Raw genomic sequence first — 19,995 nt, 5'->3', positions numbered from 1 at the left:
TTCCGGCGGTCCGGTCGTCAGGCGGATGTGAGAACGTGTCCTGCGCACACACGAGAACGGAAGCGGAGGACGGGCACACCATGGGGATGAAGCGGTTCATGTCGCGGCTCGGCGTGGGCGGGGCCGCGGTCGAGACCGTGCTGGACCGTCCGGAAACCCTGCCGGGCCAGGTCGTGACCGGTCTGACCACCGTCACCGGCGGCAAGGTCGAGCAGAAGATCGAGAAGGTCCTCGTCGCGCTCGAGGCGACCGTCGAGGTCGAGACCGACGACTCGACCTGGCACGAGCAGGTCACCTTCGGTACCCAGCAGATCGGTGGCGGCTTCACTATCCACCCGGAGCAGCAGATCAGCGGCCGCTTCGAGCTGCCCGTGCCGTGGCAGACCCCGATCACCGACATCGGCGGGTGGCATCTGCACGGGATGAAGATCGGGGNGCGGACCAAGCTGGCCATCCCCNGGGCGGNGGACCCGGGTGACCTCGACGCGGTGAACGTGCACCCGCTGCCCGTCCAGGAGGCGGTGCTCGCCGCCCTCGGTGACCTCGGCTTCCACTTCAAGTCCGCCGACGTCGAGAAGGGCCGCCTACACGGCTCCGACCTGCCCTTCTACCAGGAGATCGAGCTGAAGCCGTCGGGCGAGTACGCCCGGCGCATCTCCGAACTGGAGGTCACCTTCCTCGTCGACGGCTCCGGGGTGGACGTCGTCCTGGAGGCCGACCGCCGCGGTGGGCTGCTGTCCTCCGGCGGCGACGAGCTCAGCCGGTTCCGGCTCGGCCACCACGACACCGACCGGCACCAGCTCGCCGGGCTGCTCCACCAGCAGCTGGAGCACCTGGGCCGCCGCCGCGGCTGGTTCTGAGCGCTCTACCCGTCCGGGGGACGTCGGCTCACCTGGTGAAGCTGCAAGAATACGGTATGTGAAGATCGAGGAGCTGGAGGCGGATCGTACCTGGCTGGCGTTCGACCCCATGCGGCAGCTTCGGCCGCACCTGACCTCCACCGGGTTCGTCAAGCTCGTCAACGAGGTCCAGCGCCCCGAGGGCTACCGCCTGGTCGCGTCATGGGACGGGGAGCTGGGACGGGTGGTCGCGGCGGTCGGATTCCGGCAGGTGACCTCGCTCGCCTACGGGCGGCATCTGGTCATCGACGATCTGTCCACGATCCTGGCGGCGCGGGGGCGGGGGCACGCCACCCGGCTGCTCGCCTGGAGTGAACGGGAGGCGCGCCGGCTCGGCTGCGAACATATCCATCTCGACGCCGGCACCCACCGCTACGAGGCGCACCGGCTCTACCTGCGAACCGGCTTCACGATCGCGGCCTTCCACTTCACCCGCCGACTCTGAGGTCCCTCCGCAGTCCCTCCCCCGGCCGTCAGCCGTCCGGCGGTCAGGGGACAGGGGGTCAGGGGGGCAAGGGGACAAGGGGGTCAGGGGGTCAGGGGGTCAGCAGCCGGGGGGTCAGCCAGTCGACGACCGCTCGGACGAACGACCTGCGGTGGCGCAGATCCGCGATCTCGTGCCCCTCGCCGGGAAAGAGCAGGTAACGGCAGTCGACGCCGCGAGCGAGGGCCGCGGCGACCGTCTGCTCCGCCTCGATCACCGGGACGTTGGTGTCGTTCTCCCCATGCACGACGAGCAACGGCGCGGCGAGGGCGCTCATCCGGTGCAGCGGGGACAGCGCCCGCAGCAACGCCGGCTCGGTGCGTGGATCACCGTACTTGGTGACCGCGGACGCGGCGATCCACGGCTCGGTGTACTGATAGAAGCTCTCCAGATCAACCATCCCGCAGACGTCTACCCCGACCCGGAACAGCTCCGGGAAGTGGACCATCGCCGCCAGCGTCAGATAGCCGCCGTAGGAGCGGCCGGCGACGCCGATCCGGTCCGGGTCAGCCAGGCCCGTCGCGACCAGATGCGCCACGCAGCTGCGGACGTCGGCGATGCCGCCGAACCGACGATGGGTGTGATCGGCCTCCTCGAACGACCGGCCGAATCCGGTGGAGCCGCGCACGTTCGGCGCGAACACCGCGATCCCCCGGGCGAGCACGGCCTGGAACAGCGGGTTGTAGACGGGACGCTCCTGCGCCTCCGGGCCGCCGTGCAGGTGGAGCAGGGTCGGGACCGGTCCTCGCGGGCCGTGCGGGCGGTACCACCAACCGGACAGTTCCCGGCCGTCGTGGGCCGGCAGGGCGCACGGCACCGGACGGACCAGCCGCGGGTGGTCACCGGTGCGGGGCCCGGGGATCCCGGGTACACGCGCCGGCGCGGATAGCCCGGATGGCATGGATGGCCCGGATGGCCCGGATGGCCCCGGGCTGTCGGATCCCAGGCCGTCAACGTCGATGTTCAGGACGACCCGCGGTCCCGGGATGGTCACTGCCTCGACGGGAGCGTGCGAGATCAGCCGACGGTAGCCGGCGGATGGCGCGGTGAGATCCCAGGTCCAGATCTCCCCCGGCCTGGTGGCACCATCCAGGGCAAGCACGAGCTCCCGCCCCCCGGGCCGGACGAGCACGCCGGTGACGACGTCGCGGGGAAGCGGCGGCAGCGTCAGTGACCGTCCGGTGGGCAGATCGACCAGCGCGAGCTCGCTGCGCCCGCCCACGTTCCAGACGACGACCGCCCGATCCGGATCGAGCAGGGCGAACCGCTCCAGATCGGCGTCATCCCGGGCGGCGAGGACCCGCGGCCCGCCGGTCGGATCGCCCGTGGGGTCGACGGGGACGTCGAACAACGCGGCCCGGTCCCGCCCGATGTCGCACAGCAGCAGCAGGCGACGGCCGTCGGCGACGAACCGACCGGTCACGGTGGTCGCCGTCCCGCCGGGCACCTGCCATGACCCGCCGATCCCCTCCCTGGCTGCGATCCCCTCCCTGGCTGCGATCCCCTCCCTGGCTGCGATCATGGTGTCGACCACGAGCACCCGCCGGACGCCACGGGGGCCCTCCCGCAGCAGCAGGCGGTACCCGCCACCGGCCGGGCCCCGCCCCGGACCGCCGCTCCCCGTCCCGTCCGGCGCGGGGTCGGGGAGAACGACGACGTCGCACACCTGCAGCGCCACTCCGGCGGCGAGGCGGGTCCGTCGCCCGTCGGAGTCGATCAGCACCGCGGCGGTGCGGCCGGACGGATCGGAGCGGTCGGACTCGGTCACGACGAGGCCGTGGCCGTCGTCGGTCCAGCGGGCTGGGGTGGCGGCCCGCCTCCCGCCGCCGGCCAGGTGGCGCAGGTCACCGCCGTCCGCCCGGACGGTCCGGACCTCGGTGAGCTCCCCGCCGCCCGGCGCGACGTGGACGGCGATCCGGTCGTCGGTCGGCGACCACAGGACCGCCCGGACATGACCGGGGCCGGTGTCAACCGGGCGCTCCCGGCCATCCGGGTCCCGGATCCACAGCGCGGGGGCGCCGCCGCGATCGCCGACGAAGGCGAGCCGACCATGCGGGCCGGTACTCGGTGCGCGACAGCTCGCCGCCGCGACCCAGGCGTCGGACAGATCGCCGGGACGCCCGGAGTCGACGGTGTGCGCCACCACCGGCCGTCCCACCACCGGCCGTCCCACCACCGGCCGTCCCACCACCGGCTGCGCCACCACCGCGGGTCGGATCATGTCACTCCAAGGGATCATGCGACTCGGTCGTGCGATGTACGTGGGTCGTGCGATGTACGTGGGTCGTGCGATGTACGTAGATCATGCGACCGTGTGGGTCTGGAGCCACATCTCGAGCAGCGCGGCCTGCCACAGGGCGTTCGCGCCGAGCGCCGTGCGGTTGTCGTTCGGGGCGGCGAGCATCGTCTGGACCCACACCGGCCGGAACAGACCCCGCGCCTTCGCCGCCGGATCGGTGAGCGCCTCGCGCACCCGGTCCAGGAACGGCCCGTCGAGATGGCGGATCGCCGGCACCGGGAAGTACCCCTTGGGTCGGTCGATGACGTCGACCGGCATCAGCGGGCGGCCGATGTTCTTGAGCACACCCTTGCCGCCGGAGGCGAGCTTCAGCTCCGGCGGGCAGGCTGCGGCGAGCTCGACCAACTCGTGGTCGAGGAACGGGGTGCGGGCCTCAAGCCCCGCGGCCATCGTCATGTTGTCGACCCGTTTCACGGGGTCGTCAACGAGCATGATCGTCGAGTCGATGCGCAGCGCGGCGTCAACGGCGGTTTCGGCGCCCGGCCGGGCGAAGTGGGAGGCGACGAAGTGCCGGCTGGCATCGGCCTCGATGAGATGGTGCGGCTCCACCATCGCGGGCAGGTCCCGGTGCGGTCGGTCGGCGAAGACCCGCAGGTAGGCGTCGACGGCGTCGGTCCGCCCAACACCCGCCAGCGGCGGATACCAGGAATACCCGGCGAAGACCTCGTCGGCGCCCTGCCCCGACTGCACGACCTTGACGTGCCGGGAGACCTCCTGGGAGAGCAGGTAGAAGGCCACGCAGTCGTGGCTGACCATCGGCTCGCTCATCGCGGCGACGGCCGCGTCGACGGCGGGCAGCAGCCTCGTCCCCGGCACCCGGATCTGATGGTGGTCGGTGTCGAAGTACCGGGCGATGACGTCGGAGTAGACGAACTCGTCGCCGGGCTCGCCGCCGACGGCCTCGAACCCGACACTGAAGGTCGCGAGATCCTTCTGCCCCGCCTCGGCGAGCAGCGCGACGATCAGACTGGAGTCCAGCCCACCGGACAGCAACACGCCGACCGGGACATCGGCGACCATCCGGCGGCGCACCGCGAGGCGCAGCCGCTCGGCGATCGCGTCCTGCCAGTCACGGGCGGTCCAGTCCGCGTGCGCGGGATCGCGGGTGAAGCTGGGACGCCAGTACAGGTCGTCGGTCGAGGTGCCGTCCGGCTCCACCACCCGCACGGTCGCCGCGGGCAGCTTGCGCACCCCGGCCAGAATCGTGTGCGGTGCGGGCACCACGGAGTGGAACGACAGGTAGTGGTGAAAGGCGACCAGGTCGATGTCGGAGGAGACGCCGCCGCCGGCGAGCAGGGCCGGCAGGGTGGAGGCGAACCGCAGGCGCTCGCTGTTCCCGGTGAGGTAGAGCGGCTTGATGCCGAGCCGGTCCCGGGCGAGGATCAGCCGTCCGCTGTCCCGCTCGGCGATGGCGAAGGCGAACATCCCGGCGAAGTGGTCGACGCAGCGTCTCCCCCACCGGTGGTACGCCTTGCCGATCACCTCCGTGTCGGAGGTGGAGAAGAAGCGGTAGCCGGCCGCGATCAGCTCGTCACGCAGCTCCTGATAATTGTAGATGCACCCGTTGAACACCGTGGTCAGGCCGAGTTCGTTGTCCACCATGGGCTGGGCACCGCACTCGGACAAATCGATGATCTTCAGGCGACGGTGCCCGAACGCGACCGGGCCGGCGGACCATACTCCCACGCCGTCCGGGCCCCGCGGCACCATCGTCGCGGTCATCCGCACCACCGCGTCGACGTTCGCTCCCCGGCCGTCGAATCTCAGCTCGCCACTCAGCCCGCACATGTGCGCTCCCGTCGATCGATGAGGTCAGGCGAGATCCATTCCCCGAGGCTTCCTTCCCGGTACCGCAGCCGTTGACTACGACCTCACTTTCGAGGACGGAGATTTCACAACAGTGTCCGCGATGTTGCCAACTCCCTCGGTCGCCAACCCGCACGGAACCGCAGCGCATCCCGCACGGAACCGCAGCGCATCCCGCGACGGAAGACCGGGCCACCCTGGATCCGACTACGGAGAGTATCGGCCACGGAACGGTTGACGGCGGGGAATCACCGGCTAACGGCGGGGAATCCAGGTGTCCTTGGATCCCCCGCCCTGCGAGGAGTTGACGATCAGACTGCCGGGAGGCGCCACCCGGCTGAGCGCCGCGGGCACCACCCGCGGCTCCCGCCCGGCGTAGACAAAGACCCGCAGATCTACCGCGCAGGGTTCGAGATGGCTGTCATGCCAGGTCGGATGGGTCGACAGCGACACCAGTTCCTGGCCGATCCACTGCCGGGGATTGGCCAGGATCCGCTCGCGGACCTCGGTAAGCCGGTAGGGCTCGGCGTGCGGCCCGATGACCACGCCGGACCCGCCGTACCCGTCGACCGGTTTCACCACCAGTTGATCGAGGTTGTCCAGCACGTGTTCACACTGCTCCGGGTCGCCGCAGACATAGGTCGGCACGTCATCGAGCACCGGCTGCTCGCCCAGGTAGTAGGTGACCATCCGCGGGACGTAGGCGTAGACGACCTTGTCGTCACCCACCCCGTTACCCAGAGCGTTCGCTATGCCGACCCGGCGGGCCCGGATCGCGCGCAGCAGCGGGAGCCCCAGCGGGGTGCCGGCGGCTCCGAGGGCGCCGAACAGGTCGTCCTCGTCCATCCGGCGGTAGAGGACGTCGACGCGGCACCGCCGGGAGCCGTCGATCCGGTAGACGACGTCGTTGTCGTCGACCAGCAGATCCGCCGGTTCCACCAGCGCGACGCCCATCTTCTCGGCGAGCAGGGAATGCTCGAAGTACGCCGCGTCGGTCTTCCCGCCGGTCAGCACGGCCACCGCCGGGTCCCCCGTCGCCGCCGCCGGGGCCGCCGCGACCAGCGCCTCGTGCAGCAGGGCGGGTATGCCGTCCAGTCGCAGGATGCCGGCCGGCGGACCGAGCTCCGGCAGCACCGACTCGGCGAGCCGCCGGCCTTCCATGGCGTAGGCGATACCGGACGGCACGCGCAGGTTGTCCTCCAGCACCAGCCAGCCGCCGTCGCCGCCGCGGACCAGGTCGATGCCGGCGACGGTCACCCGGATGGCGTCCGGGCCGACGGCGCGACCGCCGTGGCGCAGGCTCGGCGCGTCGTTGACCACCCAGGCCGGCACGATCCCGTCGGCGACGGCCGCCCGCTCGCCGTAGATGTCGTGCAGGAACGCCTCCAGGGCCCGGACCCGCTGGCTCAGCCCGGTCGTCAGGGTCGTCCAGTCNTCGGCGGCGATGATCCGCGGGACCAGGTCGAACGGAAAGGGACGGCTGGCGGAGTCCCCCGAGGCCCGGAAGACGATCCCCCGGTCGTTCTGCTCGGCCTCGCGCGTCCCGACCCGTTCGTCGAGGATGCCCGGGCCGAGCCGTTCCAAGGTGCGCATGACGGCCCGGTACTGGGGACGGACCGCGCCGCGGGCGTCGACGATCTCGTCGTACCCGGTCGGCTGGTAGCGCTCGAGCAGCCGCGGCGCGATCTGGTCGGAGGCGGACACAGCGGGCGCGCTCCCCAGCGCGGCCGCCGCCCCCGCGGGCGGGACGTCGCGGGTCTCGGCCAGCACCAGATCCGCGACGTCGGTGAGCAGACCCCGACGGGCGAAGGCCCGGCGCTGGCGGTGCGCCGAGCTGCCCCGGCCGACGGCCTGTTCGGCCAGGTTGTCGATGAGCTCCCAGTCGTCGAACCGTTCGAGCTGCGGGCGGACCTCGGTGAGCAGCCGGCGCAGCATGGCCTGGGCCGGTATCGGGCCGGCACCGAGGATGTCGACAAGGTCGCCCTCCAGGCCGGACCGGGCCGCCCGCCAGGTCGCCGCGCGCAGCAGCTCCGCGCGTGGCGGCGGGGCCTGGCCGCCGGCCTCGATCTCCTCGATGGCCTGGCACACCAGCGCCCGGAACAGCCCGGCGATAAGGATGACGTTGTCGACGTCCGGGCAGGCATCGCAGATGCGCAGCTCGACGGTGGGCAGGTGGGCCGACGGGCGGACGTCGAAGTAGACCATCCCCGGGTCGCTGATCACCCCGGACTTGATCAGGTCTGCCACGAGCTGGTCGTACTCCGCGGCGGTCCGGAAGGACCCGGCGACCCCCGCGGTCGGCCAGCGCTGCCACACCAGCGTGCGCATGCTCGCGTAGCCGCTGTCGGCGCCCATCCAGAACGGCGAGCTGGCCGAGAGCGCCAGCAGCATCGGCAGCCACGGCGCGGTCCAGGCGACGACGGCCATCGCGAGGTCGCGGTCGGCCACGTCGACGTGCACTTGGGCGCCGCAGATGAGCTGCTCGCGCGCGACGATCTGGTAGTCCTCGGTCATCTGCTCGTAACGGTCGTCCCGGGAGACGTCGAGCAGATCCATGTCCACGATCGGCACGGTGCCCGCGGCGGCCGGCCCGAGCCCGAGCTCGCCGGTCACCTCCGCGAGTCGCCGCCGCAGATCGAGCAGGTTCGTCCGCAGCTCCAGCAGATCCGCCGTCGGCTGACTGTTCGTCTCGACAACCGATTTCAATAGCTCTGGAGAGAACGAGTCCCCGTCGAGTCGACGGAGGACCTCCTCGGCCCTGGGAACGAGCTGACGGGTAGTGAGATCGAGGATGTGAAATTCCTCCTCGACGCCGACGGCCACGATTCGTGCGTCGCTCATGGCGGGCTACGCTACGGCCGGCCGGTTACGCATGCGTGTCACAGATATGACCCGCCTCGGGAAGAATCCCGCGCTACTCGCCACGGACCTGCACCCCCACCCTTGTCATCGTCGGGTACCGGCCGCCACCCGACACCTCAACCCGACGCCTAGCCCGGCCCACCCGCGCGGCCACTCTCGTCCGACCCGTCCGTCCGGCCCGTCGGCCCTGCTGGTGGGGCCGACGGGCCCACCAGGGTCTCTACTATCCCGCCGGGCCTCGATAAAACGTGACGAAGCGTGCAGGGCGCGGCGTGTCCGATGCGGCGCGCGGTCGCCCGACCGGCTCACCGGCGGGAGGATCGACGGGTGTGGCGGGACGGACGGATGCGGCGGGACGGACGGATGCGGCGGGACGACGATCGGGCTGCTGCCGGGCCTGTCCCGGGACGAGGGAAACGACCATCTCACCGTCAGCCTCCCGACCGGGATGGGCGAGCTGCGCAACGGCCTGCTCGTCCGCGGCAGCGACGCGTTGGTCGCCGTCGGCGGAAGCTGGGGAACGCTCAGTGAGATCTCCTTCGCGCTCCGGACCGGGAAGACGGTGATCGGTCTCGACACCTGGGCCGTGGACACCCGGGATTCATCGCTGCCGACCGTCATCCCGGTCCAGGATGTTGACGATGTGGTGCCGCTCCTTCCAGCACACCTCAATGATGCCGGCCCTCGATGACGTCTACCGCTTGATGACGTCTACCGCTTTTTGTCCGACACGGTTATGACCCCCATCATAGGCGTTCCGAAGTTGCCGTTGGCGTCCTGGATGCCGCCCTCCGGCCCAGGTGCGACCGGCTGGTTGAAGTCATCCAGGTTCGAGTGGAAACGACAGCGGTGGAGGAAGGATCCCGCCTTGCGGAAAGTTGGGGTGAAACTTTCTCCCGGATCGAGCACCTCGTCGGTGCCCCGGTGGTCCGATGCCCGAGAGAAAGAGGCCGACATTCCGGAGTGCTGTGAAAGTTGTTGTGAACAGGGAGTTACCCTGTTCGCCGACGGCCAGCTCGCCATTGCGAGTTCCCGCCCATTGCGTGTCCCCGCGGCCGCGGCGCGGCCGTGGAACACCTCGTGAACCGTCCGGCGTATAGCGTCGAAGGCGCCGGACCCGACGGGTCCAGGCAGATCGGCCGGGTTCCGCCGGCCGCGGCCCGCGCACAGCCTGCGCACGGGGCCGGTGCAGGGAAGGATCGCGATGTTCTCGTTCGGGATACTGCCGGCCCTGGCGGGGCTCATGGCGGCGGCAATCGCCGCCGGGCTGTGGTGGTCGGCGGACTGGTGGGGGGCCGCCGCCGTGTCCGGCGCCCTGCTCGCCCTGGCCGTCCACGACGTCACGCAACGCCGGCACGCAATCCTGCGGAACTACCCGGTGTTCGGCCACCTCCGCTTCATGCTGGAGTCCATCCGGCCGGAGATCCAGCAGTACTTCATCGAACGCAACTACGACGGCCGCCCGTTCGACCGCGACATCCGGACGAGCATCTACGAACGCGCGAAGGGCATCCACAGCGACCAGGCGTTCGGCACCGAGCGCGATGTCAACGCGGTCGGCTACGAGTACCTGCTGCATTCGACGGTGCCACTGGCGGTTGCGCCNGGCACCCCNCCNCCCCNGGNGCGCATCGGCGGCCCGGNCTGCACCCAGCCGTATGACATGGCGCTGCTCAACATCTCGGCGATGAGCTTCGGAGCGTTATCGGGCAACGCCGTGCTCGCGATGAACCGCGGCGCGGCGGCGGGCGGTTTCGCCCATGACACCGGGGAGGGCGGTCTCACCGAGCATCACCTGCGCTACCACGCCGACCTCGTCTGGGAGATCGGCAGCGGCTACTTCGGTGCTCGCACGGCGGACGGCGACTTCGACCCGGCGCTGTTCAAGGACAAGGCGGCTCTTCCGTCGGTCCGGATGGTCGAGCTGAAGCTGAGCCAGGGCGCCAAGCCCGGCCTCGGCGGCATCCTGCCCGCGGCGAAGGTCAGCGCCGAGATCGCGCGGGCCCGCGGTGTCCCGGCCGGGGTGACCTGTGTCAGCCCGCCGGGACACCGGGTCTTCTCGACTCCGCGGGAACTGGTGCTGTTCATCGCCCGGATGCGGGAGCTCGCGGGTGGCAAGCCCACGGGATTCAAACTGTGTATGGGGCCCCGGCGGGAATTGCTCGCGATCTGCCGGGCGATGCTGGCCGAGGGGATCACCCCCGACTTCATCGTCGTCGACGGAGGTGAGGGCGGCACCGGCGCCGCGCCGCTGGAATACGAGGACCACGTCGGTACTCCGCTCACCGAGGGCCTGATGACGGTGCACAACGCACTCGTCGGCGTCGGCCTGCGAGACCAGGTCCGGATCGGGGTGAGCGGCAAGATTGCCACCGGGGTGGACATCGTCAAACGGCTCGCCCAGGGCGCCGACTACACCAACGCGGCCCGCGCGATGATGATGGCGGTCGGCTGTATCCAGGCGCAACGCTGTCACACCAACACCTGCCCGGTCGGGGTGGCCACCCAGGATCCGCGCCGCGCCCGCGCGGTGGACGTCGCGGACAAGGGCGAGCGGGTGCGCCGCTACCAGCAGGCCGCGGTGGCCCAGGCGGTACAGATGATCGCCTCGCTGGGCTGCGCCGGTCCCGAACAGCTGCATCCGGGGATGCTGATGCGCCGGGTCACCCACACCGACACCCGTAGCTACGCCGAGCTGTACGAGTGGCTCGAACCCGGGGAACTGCTCGTCGAGCCGCCGGCGGACTGGGCCGCGGACTGGGCTGCGGCCGACCCGGACCGCTTTCGCCCCTGATCCAGGGGTACCACGACGCTCTTCGGGAAAAGCTCTTCGGGAAAAGCTCGTGCGGGAAATGGCCGCGCGCTTCTCATCCAGACAGGAAGGACCGGAGGATGCCAGCAATCACGCCATGTCTGTGGTTCGACACTCAGGGCGAGGAGGCGGCCAGGTTCTACACGTCGATCTTCCCGAACTCGCGGATCGTCGACATCACCCGCTACGGCCCGGCCGGGCCCCGTCCCGAGGGCACGGTCATGACCGTCCGGTTTGAACTGGATGGCCAGGAGTACGTCGCGCTGAACGGCGGACCCGAGTTCACCTTCTCGGAGGGGATCTCGCTGCAGGTCGGCTGCGGTTCCCAGGCCGAGATCGACGAGTACTGGGACCGGCTGACCGACGGTGGCGAGGCAGGACCGTGTGGGTGGCTCAAGGACCGGTACGGGCTGTCCTGGCAGATCGTGCCCACGGCCCTGTCTGAGCTCCTTGACGATCCCGACCCGGGCCGGTCCCAGCGGGCGATGCAGGCGATGCTGAAGATGTCGAAGCTCGACATCGAGGAGTTGCGCCGGGCCGCCGACGAGGCGTGAGGCCCGGCGACGGACGCAACGGGCGCCGCGCTCAGGGCACGGGCGCCGTGCTCAGGGCACGGGCGCCGCGCTCAGGGCACGGGCGCCGCGCTCAGGGCACGCTGGCGAGACGACGCCGGGCGGCCAAGGCCACGGCGATGCCGCAGGTCAGGGCGACGAGCAGGACGATCGGCCCCTGCCGGACGAACCAGGGGGCGACCTGCGGGTGATCGACGAACAACAGCTCGCAGTGCGGCAGGGCCAGGAACGAGCCGACCACGGTGACCGCCCCGAGCACCCGTCGCGGCGCCTGCCCGGTCAGGCCGAGGAGCACGGCGCCCCAGGTGAGATACCAGGGATAGAGGACGGGTCCGAGCAGGGCCAGGCTGAGTAGTGCCAGCCCGGCGGTGGCATGCGGTTCGCGGTCGCGGACGGTCGCCAGCAGCCAGACGAAGATCCCGGCGGCGACGGCCACGCCCGCGGCCCGGGTGGGTCCCACCAGATCCTCGAAGCGCATCGCCGATCCGGCCATCCTCGCCAGGGCGGACAGAAGATCGGCGAGGCAGGTGGTCGGGGCGTAGAGGGTCAGTCCGGCGGCCGGTGTCCGCGCGGCGCGCAGCCATCCGAAGCCGTCGGGTACCAGACTCGAGAGCACCACGACGACGCTCGCCACGACGGCGAGGTCCCGCCCAGCGACGGCGGCGGCGCGACGGAGCCGGGATGAACGCCGACCCGATCCGACCGAGGCTGCGGTCGCGGCGGTAGCGGCACTCACCGCCGCGACCGACCGCCAGACCAGCACCACCACGACGACCAGGGCCGCGGGCCACTTCACCAGCGCGGCCGCGGTGATGAGGACGAGACCGAGCACCGGCCTGCCGCGGTACACCGCCGTCAGGCCGCTGGCAAGCAGCGCCAGCAGGATGGCCTCAAGATGGATCGCGCCGACGAGCTGCAGCAGCACGATCGGACTACCCGCGCAGAACGCCAGCGCCCAGGGCCGTCGCGCCGCGGAGGACACCCGCACCACGCACACCGCCATCACGACGACGCTCGCCCCCGCGACGATCCGGTGCAGCAGGACCGCGCGCAGGACGTCACCGCCCGCAAGCGCGGTCACCAGCCGGAAGTAGCCGAGGGCGACCGGCCCGTAGGGCGACAGCGATGATCTCCAGATCGGATCGACGGCTAGCAGGATGGGACGGGCGCCGAGCGCGGTGGGCCNGGCGGCGTAGGGGTCGAGCCCGGCGGCGAGCATCGTCCCCTGCGCGGTGTAGCAGTAGACGTCGAGGCTGAGGATCGGCGGGCCGAGCAGCACCGGAACGGCCCAGAAGCCGATGACGAGGCCTATCCGCGGGACCGACAGGTCGCCGTGGTGCGCGCGCTGGCACAACCGGAACCATGCGCCGACGAGCAACGCCACCCCGATGATCATAAAAGCGGGTAGCGGAGAGGGGCGGTCGAACGGCACCGGGTCGAGCAGCCCGAACCAGCGTGACGGGGTCACAACTCCGGGCTGCAGGGCCAGTCGCCCCGCCACCAGCACCACCAGCACCGATCCGGCGGTCCCACATCCCGCGAGCAGGACGATACCTCCGTCGAGGCGTCCGCCGACGCCCCTACCGGGGCGCGACGAACAGCGTCGAGCAGGATCGCCCGGTCGGGCGGTTCCGTGCGGCGCGGCGCACTCTATCTCGTCCATTCCGGTATAAAGCCTGACGTTTCTACATCGCCAACAGGCAGCGCGCCCGGGAGCACCCGGTGAACAATACCTGTCCTGTATGGATGTCGGAGCCCACGGGCGCCGGCCCGGCCCGCGGTGTCCTGCCTCGGCGCCGGGCGGCTACCGGCGGCTACCGGCGGATGGCGCCGGGNTGAACGGCGGNTGGTGGCTGCCGGGCTCCCTGCTGGCGGACCGCCTCGGGGTGCTATGCCGAACGCATGCGGCAAGCGAGAACCATGGGCCCGGCAACCGTTACCGCCTGCCCCAACGGGGAGACGGCAGGCCCGGGACCGGTGCCGGTCGCCTCGGCGCGACCGACGGCGCCCGTCGTGACCACGGGCGTCGTCGCCGCGCTGGTGGTGCTCGCGGTGATGATCGCACCGCAGCCGCAGACCGACTTCGCTGTCTACCGGCTGGGGGGGCAGGCTGTCTGGGACGGGTCCGCCCTTTACCAGGTGCGTACGGCGGCCGGCCTGCCCTTCACCTACCCACCGATCGCGGCGGTGCTGTTCACGCCGTTCGCCGCCATCCCCCTGGGGGNGGCTGAGGTCGTCTGGGCCGCGCTGACCGTCGCGGCACTCATCCTGCTGCTGTCCAGGCTGCGAGCCTGGCTCATCCCGCCGACCGACACCGCGCGGGCCGCCGGGGTCGGGCGGGCACTGGGCTCGCGCTGGGCGCCGCCGCTGCTGCTGGTGGCGGCGCTCGCGACGGAACCGGTTCGCAGCACCATCATCTTCGGGCAGGTCAACATCCTGCTGATGCTGGCGGTCTGGCTCGATGCCGGGCCCGGACGGCGGTCCACACCGTTCGCCCGACTGCCACCCGGTGCTCTCACAGGTCTCGCCGCGGCGGTGAAACTGACTCCGTTGATCTTCGTGGCCTACCTGTGGCTGGCCGGCCGGCGCCGGGTGGCGATCGCAGCGGCGGGGNCGNTTNTCGCGGCCCNTGCCGTGGCGTTCGCGCTGGCACCCGCGGCGTCCCGCGCCTACTGGGGCGGGGTGTTCGCGGATCCGGGCCGGATCGGCTCGGTCACGTACGCCGGCAACCAGTCGCTGTCCGGCGCGATGACCCGGATCTGGGGAGACGGCGCGTCGGTCGTCCAGATCCACCGGCTGGTGGTGGCCGCGGTCGCCGTCGCCGGGCTGGTGCTCGCGGTGCGGCTGCACCGGCGCGGGGAGCCCGTCGCGGGCCTGCTCGCCTGTGCGGTCACCGGACTGCTGGTCTCGCCGATCTCGTGGAGTCACCACTGGGTGTGGGCGGTGCCGACGCTGCTCTGGCTCGCCACCCACGCCACCNACGGCACCGACGGCACCGACGGCACCGACGGCCGAGCCTCACGCCGGTACGTCGGAGCGGCGCTCGCCGGCTACGTGTTGTTCGTGGCCTCCCCCGTCTGGTGGATCACGCCACACGACCAGAACTGGCCGCACCGCCGCGACCCGACCATCCTCCTCACGAACGCCTACGTGATCGCCGGTGTCGTACTCCTGGTCACCCTGGCGCGCGTCGCAGGCCGCCGGGACCTGTACCGCCCATCACGGAGAATGCGACATCCGGACCTGGTGCGCCGGGGCGTCAGGGGCTAGGTGGGCCCGGGATGCGTGGCAGGTCGGGCCGGGCGAGATCGGGCCGGGCGGGATCGGGGAGGGTGAGCTCGGTCGGGCCGAATCGGTCGGTGAGGAAGCGGCTGTGCGCGAGCAACTGGGCCGTGTCGCCGCGGGCGGCCGCCTCGGTGACCTCACGCATCCCACCGGCGAGCAGGGCCAGCGTCGCCAGCAGGACATCGCGGGGGGTACGGCCGTCGGGCAGCCGGTGGGTCTCGGCGTAGGCCCGCGGCAGCCCCAGATAGGTCTCCACCGCGGTGGGCAGGTAATCGGCGACCGTCCGCTCGACGGCGAACGTCTCCGGCGAGCCGGGACGCAGCAGGTGCGGGGTGTCCAGGACCTGCCGCAGCGCNCCGATGACCTCCTCGGCGGCGGCGACGAGTGCCCGGTCGTCCGGTGCCCGGTCGATCAGGGCCCGGTACTGGGCCTCGACCGTCGCCCGCAGATCATCCACGTCGATCCCACCGCCCGCGACCGCGGCGCGGCGCGGCGGTGCGACCAAGGCGCCGATCGCGTAGAGCGCCGCGACGACCGGCGGCCAGAACGGCCAGTCCACCAGGCCCGCGGCACTCGCGCCGGCGCCGGCGAGCGCGCATGTGCAGCCGGCGATGTTCTTGGCCGAACCGAACCAGGTGAGGATCCACTGTCCCCGGCCGGGGATCGGCGCCGACGGGGGTGGTGCCGGGCGCGGGAGCCGCGGTGGACGCGGCGTCGGCGGTTCACTGGTAGCCACGGATGTCCTTGAACGCGTCCGCCAGCGACGAGGTACGGGCGTCGAACACCGCGCCACCGGTGTCGGCGGAGATATCCCGCAGCGCCGCCGGGTCGGCCTCCCCGAAGGCGATCGTGAAGGTACGCACGGCACGCGCGGCCGCCGGCAGCCGCTGATAGGAGGAGCGGAAGTCGGCGGCCGAGATACCGGAGTTGTTCTCCCCGTCGGTCATCAGGACGATCGACGTGAGGTAGCCGGGGTCGGCCTCAACGGCCGCGCCGGCAGCCCGGTAGCCGGCCTCCAGCGCCGAGTAGATCGCGGTGCCGTCCTGGAGCCGCAGGCCGTCCACGAACGTGTTGACGCCCGCCAGATCCGCGGAGCCCGGCCGCGGGTCGTTCACGGCGAAGTCCACGGGGTCGTTGGCCCGGCCGGCGAAGGTGATCATCGTGATCTTCTCGCGACCCCGGAACCGGGCGAACCTGCCGGACAACGTGTCGTCCGCACCGGTGAGTCCGCGCAGCGCCGCCTGGAGCGCCGCTATCCGTGATCCGGCCATCGACCCGGACACGTCGAGCAGGAAGATGGCGTGGCTGGGCCGCCGGAACCGGTCGAGGTAGGCGGACAGCAGCTGGTCGGCGACCTGCCGGCTCGCCGGGAAGGGCAGCTCGGTGAGCGTCCGCGTCGGGAACCGGGCGTCCAACGCCACCCCGGGCAGGGCCGGCCGGCGGCTCGTGGCAGTCTGCAGCCGGTGCTGCGTCCGCGGCAGGCGCAGCCAGCTGACGACCCGGTCATAGAGATCACGCTTGTCCGGCCGCAGCAGCAGGAGAGGGTAGTCGGAGGTGACGATCCCGTCCCGGGGATAGATCAACTCCAATGGTTCGCGCAGCCGGTGCCCGGCGTTCAGGGCCAGCAGCACCGACTCATAGTTGATCATGCCGCCGAGAGTGTCCTGGGAACGGGCGTAGGCGTCGGTCAGGAAACCGGAACTGCCCGCGGTCAGTGCCTGGCCAGAGAAGAACGAGGTCAGCTGGGCAGGTCTGATGTCCTGCGGGCGCAGCGCGTCCGAGGTGCCGGCGAGTGCCGCCGCCACCCCGACCAGGGCGGAGAAACCCGAGTTCGACGCCGCGGGATTCGTCATGGCGTAGGAGAGCTGGCCGGCCGCCACCTTCGCGGCGATGTCGGCCCAGGTCACGTTGGGGTTGCCGGTCCAGCCGAACTGCCGGGCCAGGCTGCGTCGGACCCCGAACACCACCGGTGACAGCATGATCGACGATCGCGCGGCTACGGACGTCGCGCCGTTCGGCAGCAGTCGCAGGTACCGGTCGGAGGCGAACCAGGCGGCGTCGGCCTGGGCGGTGCCCCTGGTAATCGCGTCGGCGCCGTCCAGGGTGCCGGTGTAGCTCAGCCGCAGGGTGACGCCGGTCGCCCGGGTGAGATCGGGAAGCAGCGGCTGGATGTCCTGGAGTTCGGAGCCGGCGAGGACGGTGAGTTCGCCTGCGGACCCGCCGGTGCCGGACCCGCCGGTGCCGGACCCGCCGGTGCCGGACCCGTCCGCCGGTCCCGGGCCTCCGCCCGAGCAGGCGGCCACGAGCAGCACCGTCAGGAGACACGCGAGCAGGGCCGCGGGCGGCCGTCGGTTCACCGGCCGCCGCCCGGCAGCGTCAGCTCGCCACCGCCGTCGGGGTACGAGCCGAGCTCGCCGATCTCGCCCGCGGCCGACCGGTCCAGGTAGGCGGTGGCCCTGCCGATCTCGGTGGACAGCGCGTCCACCGTCGTCCGCATGGTGTCCAGCGCGGCGGCGCGGTAGTCGTCGATGGCGTCGATGGTGGCGTAAATGTTCGCGAAGGCCTGCTGGAGGGTCCGCAGCGAGACGGTCGCCGAGGACGCCTGCCGGTGCACGTCGGCGCTCTGCCGGCGCAACAGCTCCGACGTGCCAGAAATGATCTTCTCGGTGGTGCTGTTCAGGGCCGAGATCTGGTCAAGGACCAGCTTCTGGTCGGCCAGCGCCTGGGCGACGATCACCGCGGTGCGCAGGGCCGACACGGTCGTGGTGCTCGCCCGGTCCACACCCTTGATGAGTTCGAGGTTGTTGCGCCGGAGCAGGTCCAACGCAAGGTAGCCCTGTGCGCCGACGGCAAGCTGGGTAAGCAGGTCCTGGTGCTTCTGGCGGACGTAGAACAGCACGTCCCGGCGAAGCTCCTCAGCCCGGTCCGGATCGGCGCCCGCGAGCGCCGCGATCCCCGTTTCGAGCTCACCGTCGAGTCTGCCGGCGAGGTAGGCATACTCCCGCAGCCGGCCGATCGCCACCCACAGGTTCTGCTTCTCCTGCTCGATGGCGGCGTTGTCCCGGCGCAGCTCCTCCTGACCGTGCTGCAGGGCGCGCAGGATCCCGTCCAGATGGGCCTGCGACGACCGGTAGGACGCGAAGTAGTCCCGCAGCCGGTTGCCGAAGGGGAGCACGCCGAGCAGCTTTCTGGGGGCGTCGAGATTCTGCCGGGAGGGGTCGAGGTCCGCCACGACCCGGCGCAGCTCGACCAGGGACTTCGACACCGCCGAGGTCTGGTCGAAGGGCCCGGAGTTCATCGCCCGGGTGGGCTTGTCGAGCAACCGGTTGGACACCGACGCCGATTCCCGGATCTCCTTCTCCCCCAGCCGGTGCACGGCGGCGACCTTCGACGCGAACGCCGGCGAGTGGGCATCGATGGACAGCAGCGTGCGCGCGAACGTGCCAGCCTGCTCGTCCAGTCGGGCCACGGCGTCCGGATCGATCGGAACGGCCGGTTCGGCCCGGTCAAGGGGCACCGGTGCCACCGGCTCGGGCGGGGTCAGCACCAGGCCGCCGGGTGACGTATTGCCAGGTGCCGTATTCCGGTCGGCGGCCGGCGGTTGCGTGGTCAACCGGGTCTCCCCTGCGCCTGGTTCACAATCTTGTCAATCATGCGTTCCTCGATGGCGGCGGTGGGCGGTTCCACCACGTCGACCAGTGACGGCGGCGGCGCGAGACCCCGTTCGGTGGCCAGGCGGCGGCCGTACGCGGCATCCGCGGTACGAAACCCGTGCTGAGCCGCGAGACGCTGCAGCTGCGGGTCGGTGGCAAGCAGCCGCCCGGCGGCATCGCCATCGGCGGTCAGCGGTACCACCGTGTGCTTCGCGTAGATCGTTGGCTCCGGGTACATGAGGACCATGTCGGGGCTGATGGAGCCGTCCTTCGCGAGCTGGCGGGCGACGAACTGCGCCTCGTAGATCATGGCCATCGGCGTCTTCCCCATCCCGATGGTGAGGAAGTCGTCGAAGGGTTCCTGGGTGGACTGCTCGACATAGCCCTGCTTGACGAACAGCGGTGCGCAGCGGGCGGCCACCCGATCCGCCGCGGCGCTGTCGGCGACGACGTTACCGCCGTTCTCGACATAGCTGGCGATCGCCAGGTACAGCGCCGCGGAGTTCGACGTCCGCACATCCGTCGAACTGATGAGCACGGACTTGCCGGTCTCGAAAGCGGTGTTCCCCGGCAGGTCCGACCAGCGGGTGTTCTTATCGACCAGATCGAGGTAGCCGCGCATGTTCAGGACGCGGTGGCCGCCGTCCATCCGCACGACCCCGGCGTTCTGCAGCAGTGACGCGATCGGCTGGAAGGTGGCGATCGCCATCGGGCTGAAGAAGGGGACGTAGGACTTCGTCACCTTCCTGGCGGCCCTGATCCGGTCGGCCTGCGGCGCATCGGCCGGAAAGGCCAGGTCATATGGGGTCAGATCGCGGCTGGTGGCGATCTCCCTGGAGCCCGCGGTATCGACCTGCAGCCGGTAGCCGAGCTCCGCGAGCCGGGCGCCCACCGCGGGGTCCGCGAAGAAGTCCCGCTTCTCCGAACCGGCCAGGACCCGGACGGTCCGCACGTTGCCATCGGGCGGACCGCCGCCGGCGTCGCCCCCCAGCCGGGGGACCACGATCAGGGCCACCACCGCAATCACGAGCAGACCGGCCAGCAGGAGCCCGACGGTCCTGCCCCGCTGCGCCGAACGCACCAGCCCTCCGCCCGAATCCCCCGATTGACCCCTCTGCCCCCATAATGGTAGATCCTGGCGACACGTTCTCGACGTTCAACCCACGCGACCGTTTCCTGGTGACCGGTGGATCGCCGCGGCGCCCGTCCGTGGGAGACGAGGGGGTGCCAACTGTCGCTCGTCCAGTAGTCATTGGCGCTCTATAGTGAGCTATGATGGTCATGTGAACCTCAAGGAGTGGGCCGAGTCGCAGGGTGTGGCGT

The 19,995-nt window shown here is 71.2% G+C and carries 14 protein-coding genes; 6 read left to right on the top strand and 8 right to left on the bottom strand.

What is annotated here, in order from left to right; all coding sequences use genetic code 11:
• The first annotated feature begins 80 nt into the window (after positions 1-80).
• On the top strand, positions 81-860 hold the full coding sequence (locus ALLO2_RS16040; RefSeq protein ID WP_035733087.1) for a sporulation protein: 780 nt from the start codon (positions 81-83) through the stop codon (positions 858-860).
• A 58-nt stretch (positions 861-918) separates the two neighbouring features.
• Positions 919-1,344: a GNAT family N-acetyltransferase gene (locus ALLO2_RS16035; RefSeq protein WP_011437295.1), complete on the top strand. Its 426-nt coding sequence runs from the start codon at positions 919-921 to the stop codon at positions 1,342-1,344.
• 91 nt (positions 1,345-1,435) lie between these two features.
• Here the strand turns inward: ALLO2_RS16035 and ALLO2_RS16030 are convergent, their stop codons facing one another.
• The 3 genes from ALLO2_RS16030 to ALLO2_RS16020 all read right to left on the bottom strand — a co-directional run bounded on the left by ALLO2_RS16030 (position 1,436) and on the right by ALLO2_RS16020 (position 8,329).
• Positions 1,436-3,604 (bottom strand): prolyl oligopeptidase family serine peptidase, encoded by a 2,169-nt coding sequence (locus ALLO2_RS16030; RefSeq protein ID WP_035733084.1) that lies wholly within the window; start codon positions 3,602-3,604, stop codon positions 1,436-1,438.
• Between the two features lie 81 nt (positions 3,605-3,685).
• A complete protein-coding gene (locus tag ALLO2_RS16025) occupies positions 3,686-5,470 on the bottom strand; it encodes an N-acetylglutaminylglutamine amidotransferase (RefSeq protein ID WP_011437297.1) in 1,785 nt (594 codons plus the stop codon).
• Positions 5,471-5,743: 273 nt separating this feature from the next.
• On the bottom strand, positions 5,744-8,329 hold the full coding sequence (locus ALLO2_RS16020; protein WP_035733083.1) for a carboxylate--amine ligase/circularly permuted type 2 ATP-grasp protein: 2,586 nt from the start codon (positions 8,327-8,329) through the stop codon (positions 5,744-5,746).
• A 31-nt stretch (positions 8,330-8,360) separates the two neighbouring features.
• On the opposite strand from ALLO2_RS16020, the gene ALLO2_RS16015 reads away from it, so the two are divergent.
• The 3 genes from ALLO2_RS16015 to ALLO2_RS16000 all read left to right on the top strand — a co-directional run bounded on the left by ALLO2_RS16015 (position 8,361) and on the right by ALLO2_RS16000 (position 11,716).
• Positions 8,361-9,041, top strand: coding sequence for a hypothetical protein (locus tag ALLO2_RS16015; RefSeq protein ID WP_232235132.1), 681 nt, complete (start codon positions 8,361-8,363; stop codon positions 9,039-9,041).
• 513 nt (positions 9,042-9,554) lie between these two features.
• Positions 9,555-11,144: an FMN-binding glutamate synthase family protein gene (locus ALLO2_RS16005; protein WP_035733081.1), complete on the top strand. Its 1,590-nt coding sequence runs from the start codon at positions 9,555-9,557 to the stop codon at positions 11,142-11,144.
• Between the two features lie 98 nt (positions 11,145-11,242).
• Positions 11,243-11,716 carry a VOC family protein gene (locus ALLO2_RS16000; protein WP_011437301.1) on the top strand — a complete coding sequence of 158 codons (474 nt, stop codon included), beginning with the start codon at positions 11,243-11,245 and terminating at the stop codon, positions 11,714-11,716.
• Positions 11,717-11,807: 91 nt separating this feature from the next.
• Here the strand turns inward: ALLO2_RS16000 and mptB are convergent, their stop codons facing one another.
• Positions 11,808-13,250: a polyprenol phosphomannose-dependent alpha 1,6 mannosyltransferase MptB gene (gene mptB, locus ALLO2_RS15995; RefSeq protein ID WP_051875320.1), complete on the bottom strand. Its 1,443-nt coding sequence runs from the start codon at positions 13,248-13,250 to the stop codon at positions 11,808-11,810.
• Positions 13,251-13,747: 497 nt separating this feature from the next.
• Here mptB and ALLO2_RS15990 point away from each other — a divergent pair, with 497 nt between their 5' ends.
• On the top strand, positions 13,748-15,004 hold the full coding sequence (locus tag ALLO2_RS15990) for a glycosyltransferase 87 family protein (RefSeq protein ID WP_157493419.1): 1,257 nt from the start codon (positions 13,748-13,750) through the stop codon (positions 15,002-15,004).
• Here the strand turns inward: ALLO2_RS15990 and ALLO2_RS23435 are convergent.
• The 4 genes from ALLO2_RS23435 to ALLO2_RS15970 are packed head-to-tail and all read right to left on the bottom strand — an operon-like array spanning position 14,994 to position 19,753.
• The gene (locus ALLO2_RS23435; RefSeq protein WP_011437304.1) at positions 14,994-15,755 is read right to left on the bottom strand and encodes a hypothetical protein; all 762 of its coding nucleotides are present in this window, start codon (positions 15,753-15,755) and stop codon (positions 14,994-14,996) included. The genes ALLO2_RS15990 and ALLO2_RS23435 overlap by 11 nt on opposite strands.
• Positions 15,742-17,376 carry a VWA domain-containing protein gene (locus ALLO2_RS15980; protein ID WP_023841174.1) on the bottom strand — a complete coding sequence of 545 codons (1,635 nt, stop codon included), beginning with the start codon at positions 17,374-17,376 and terminating at the stop codon, positions 15,742-15,744. The genes ALLO2_RS23435 and ALLO2_RS15980 overlap by 14 nt, the downstream gene beginning before the upstream one ends.
• The gene (locus ALLO2_RS15975; RefSeq protein ID WP_035733080.1) at positions 17,373-18,632 is read right to left on the bottom strand and encodes a toxic anion resistance protein; all 1,260 of its coding nucleotides are present in this window, start codon (positions 18,630-18,632) and stop codon (positions 17,373-17,375) included. Before ALLO2_RS15975 ends, ALLO2_RS15980 begins: the two co-directional genes overlap by 4 nt.
• Positions 18,629-19,753, bottom strand: a complete 1,125-nt coding sequence (locus tag ALLO2_RS15970) for a solute-binding protein (protein ID WP_011437307.1) — start codon at positions 19,751-19,753, stop codon at positions 18,629-18,631. The genes ALLO2_RS15975 and ALLO2_RS15970 overlap by 4 nt, the downstream gene beginning before the upstream one ends.
• Positions 19,754-19,995 lie beyond the last annotated feature (242 nt).

The sequence above is a fragment of the Frankia sp. Allo2 genome (genome assembly GCF_000733325.1).
GTDB lineage: Bacteria > Actinomycetota > Actinomycetes > Frankiales > Frankiaceae > Frankia > Frankia casuarinae.
The sequence above is the reverse complement of the archived record's forward strand: the minus strand, read 5'-3'. Positions and strand labels throughout refer to the sequence as shown.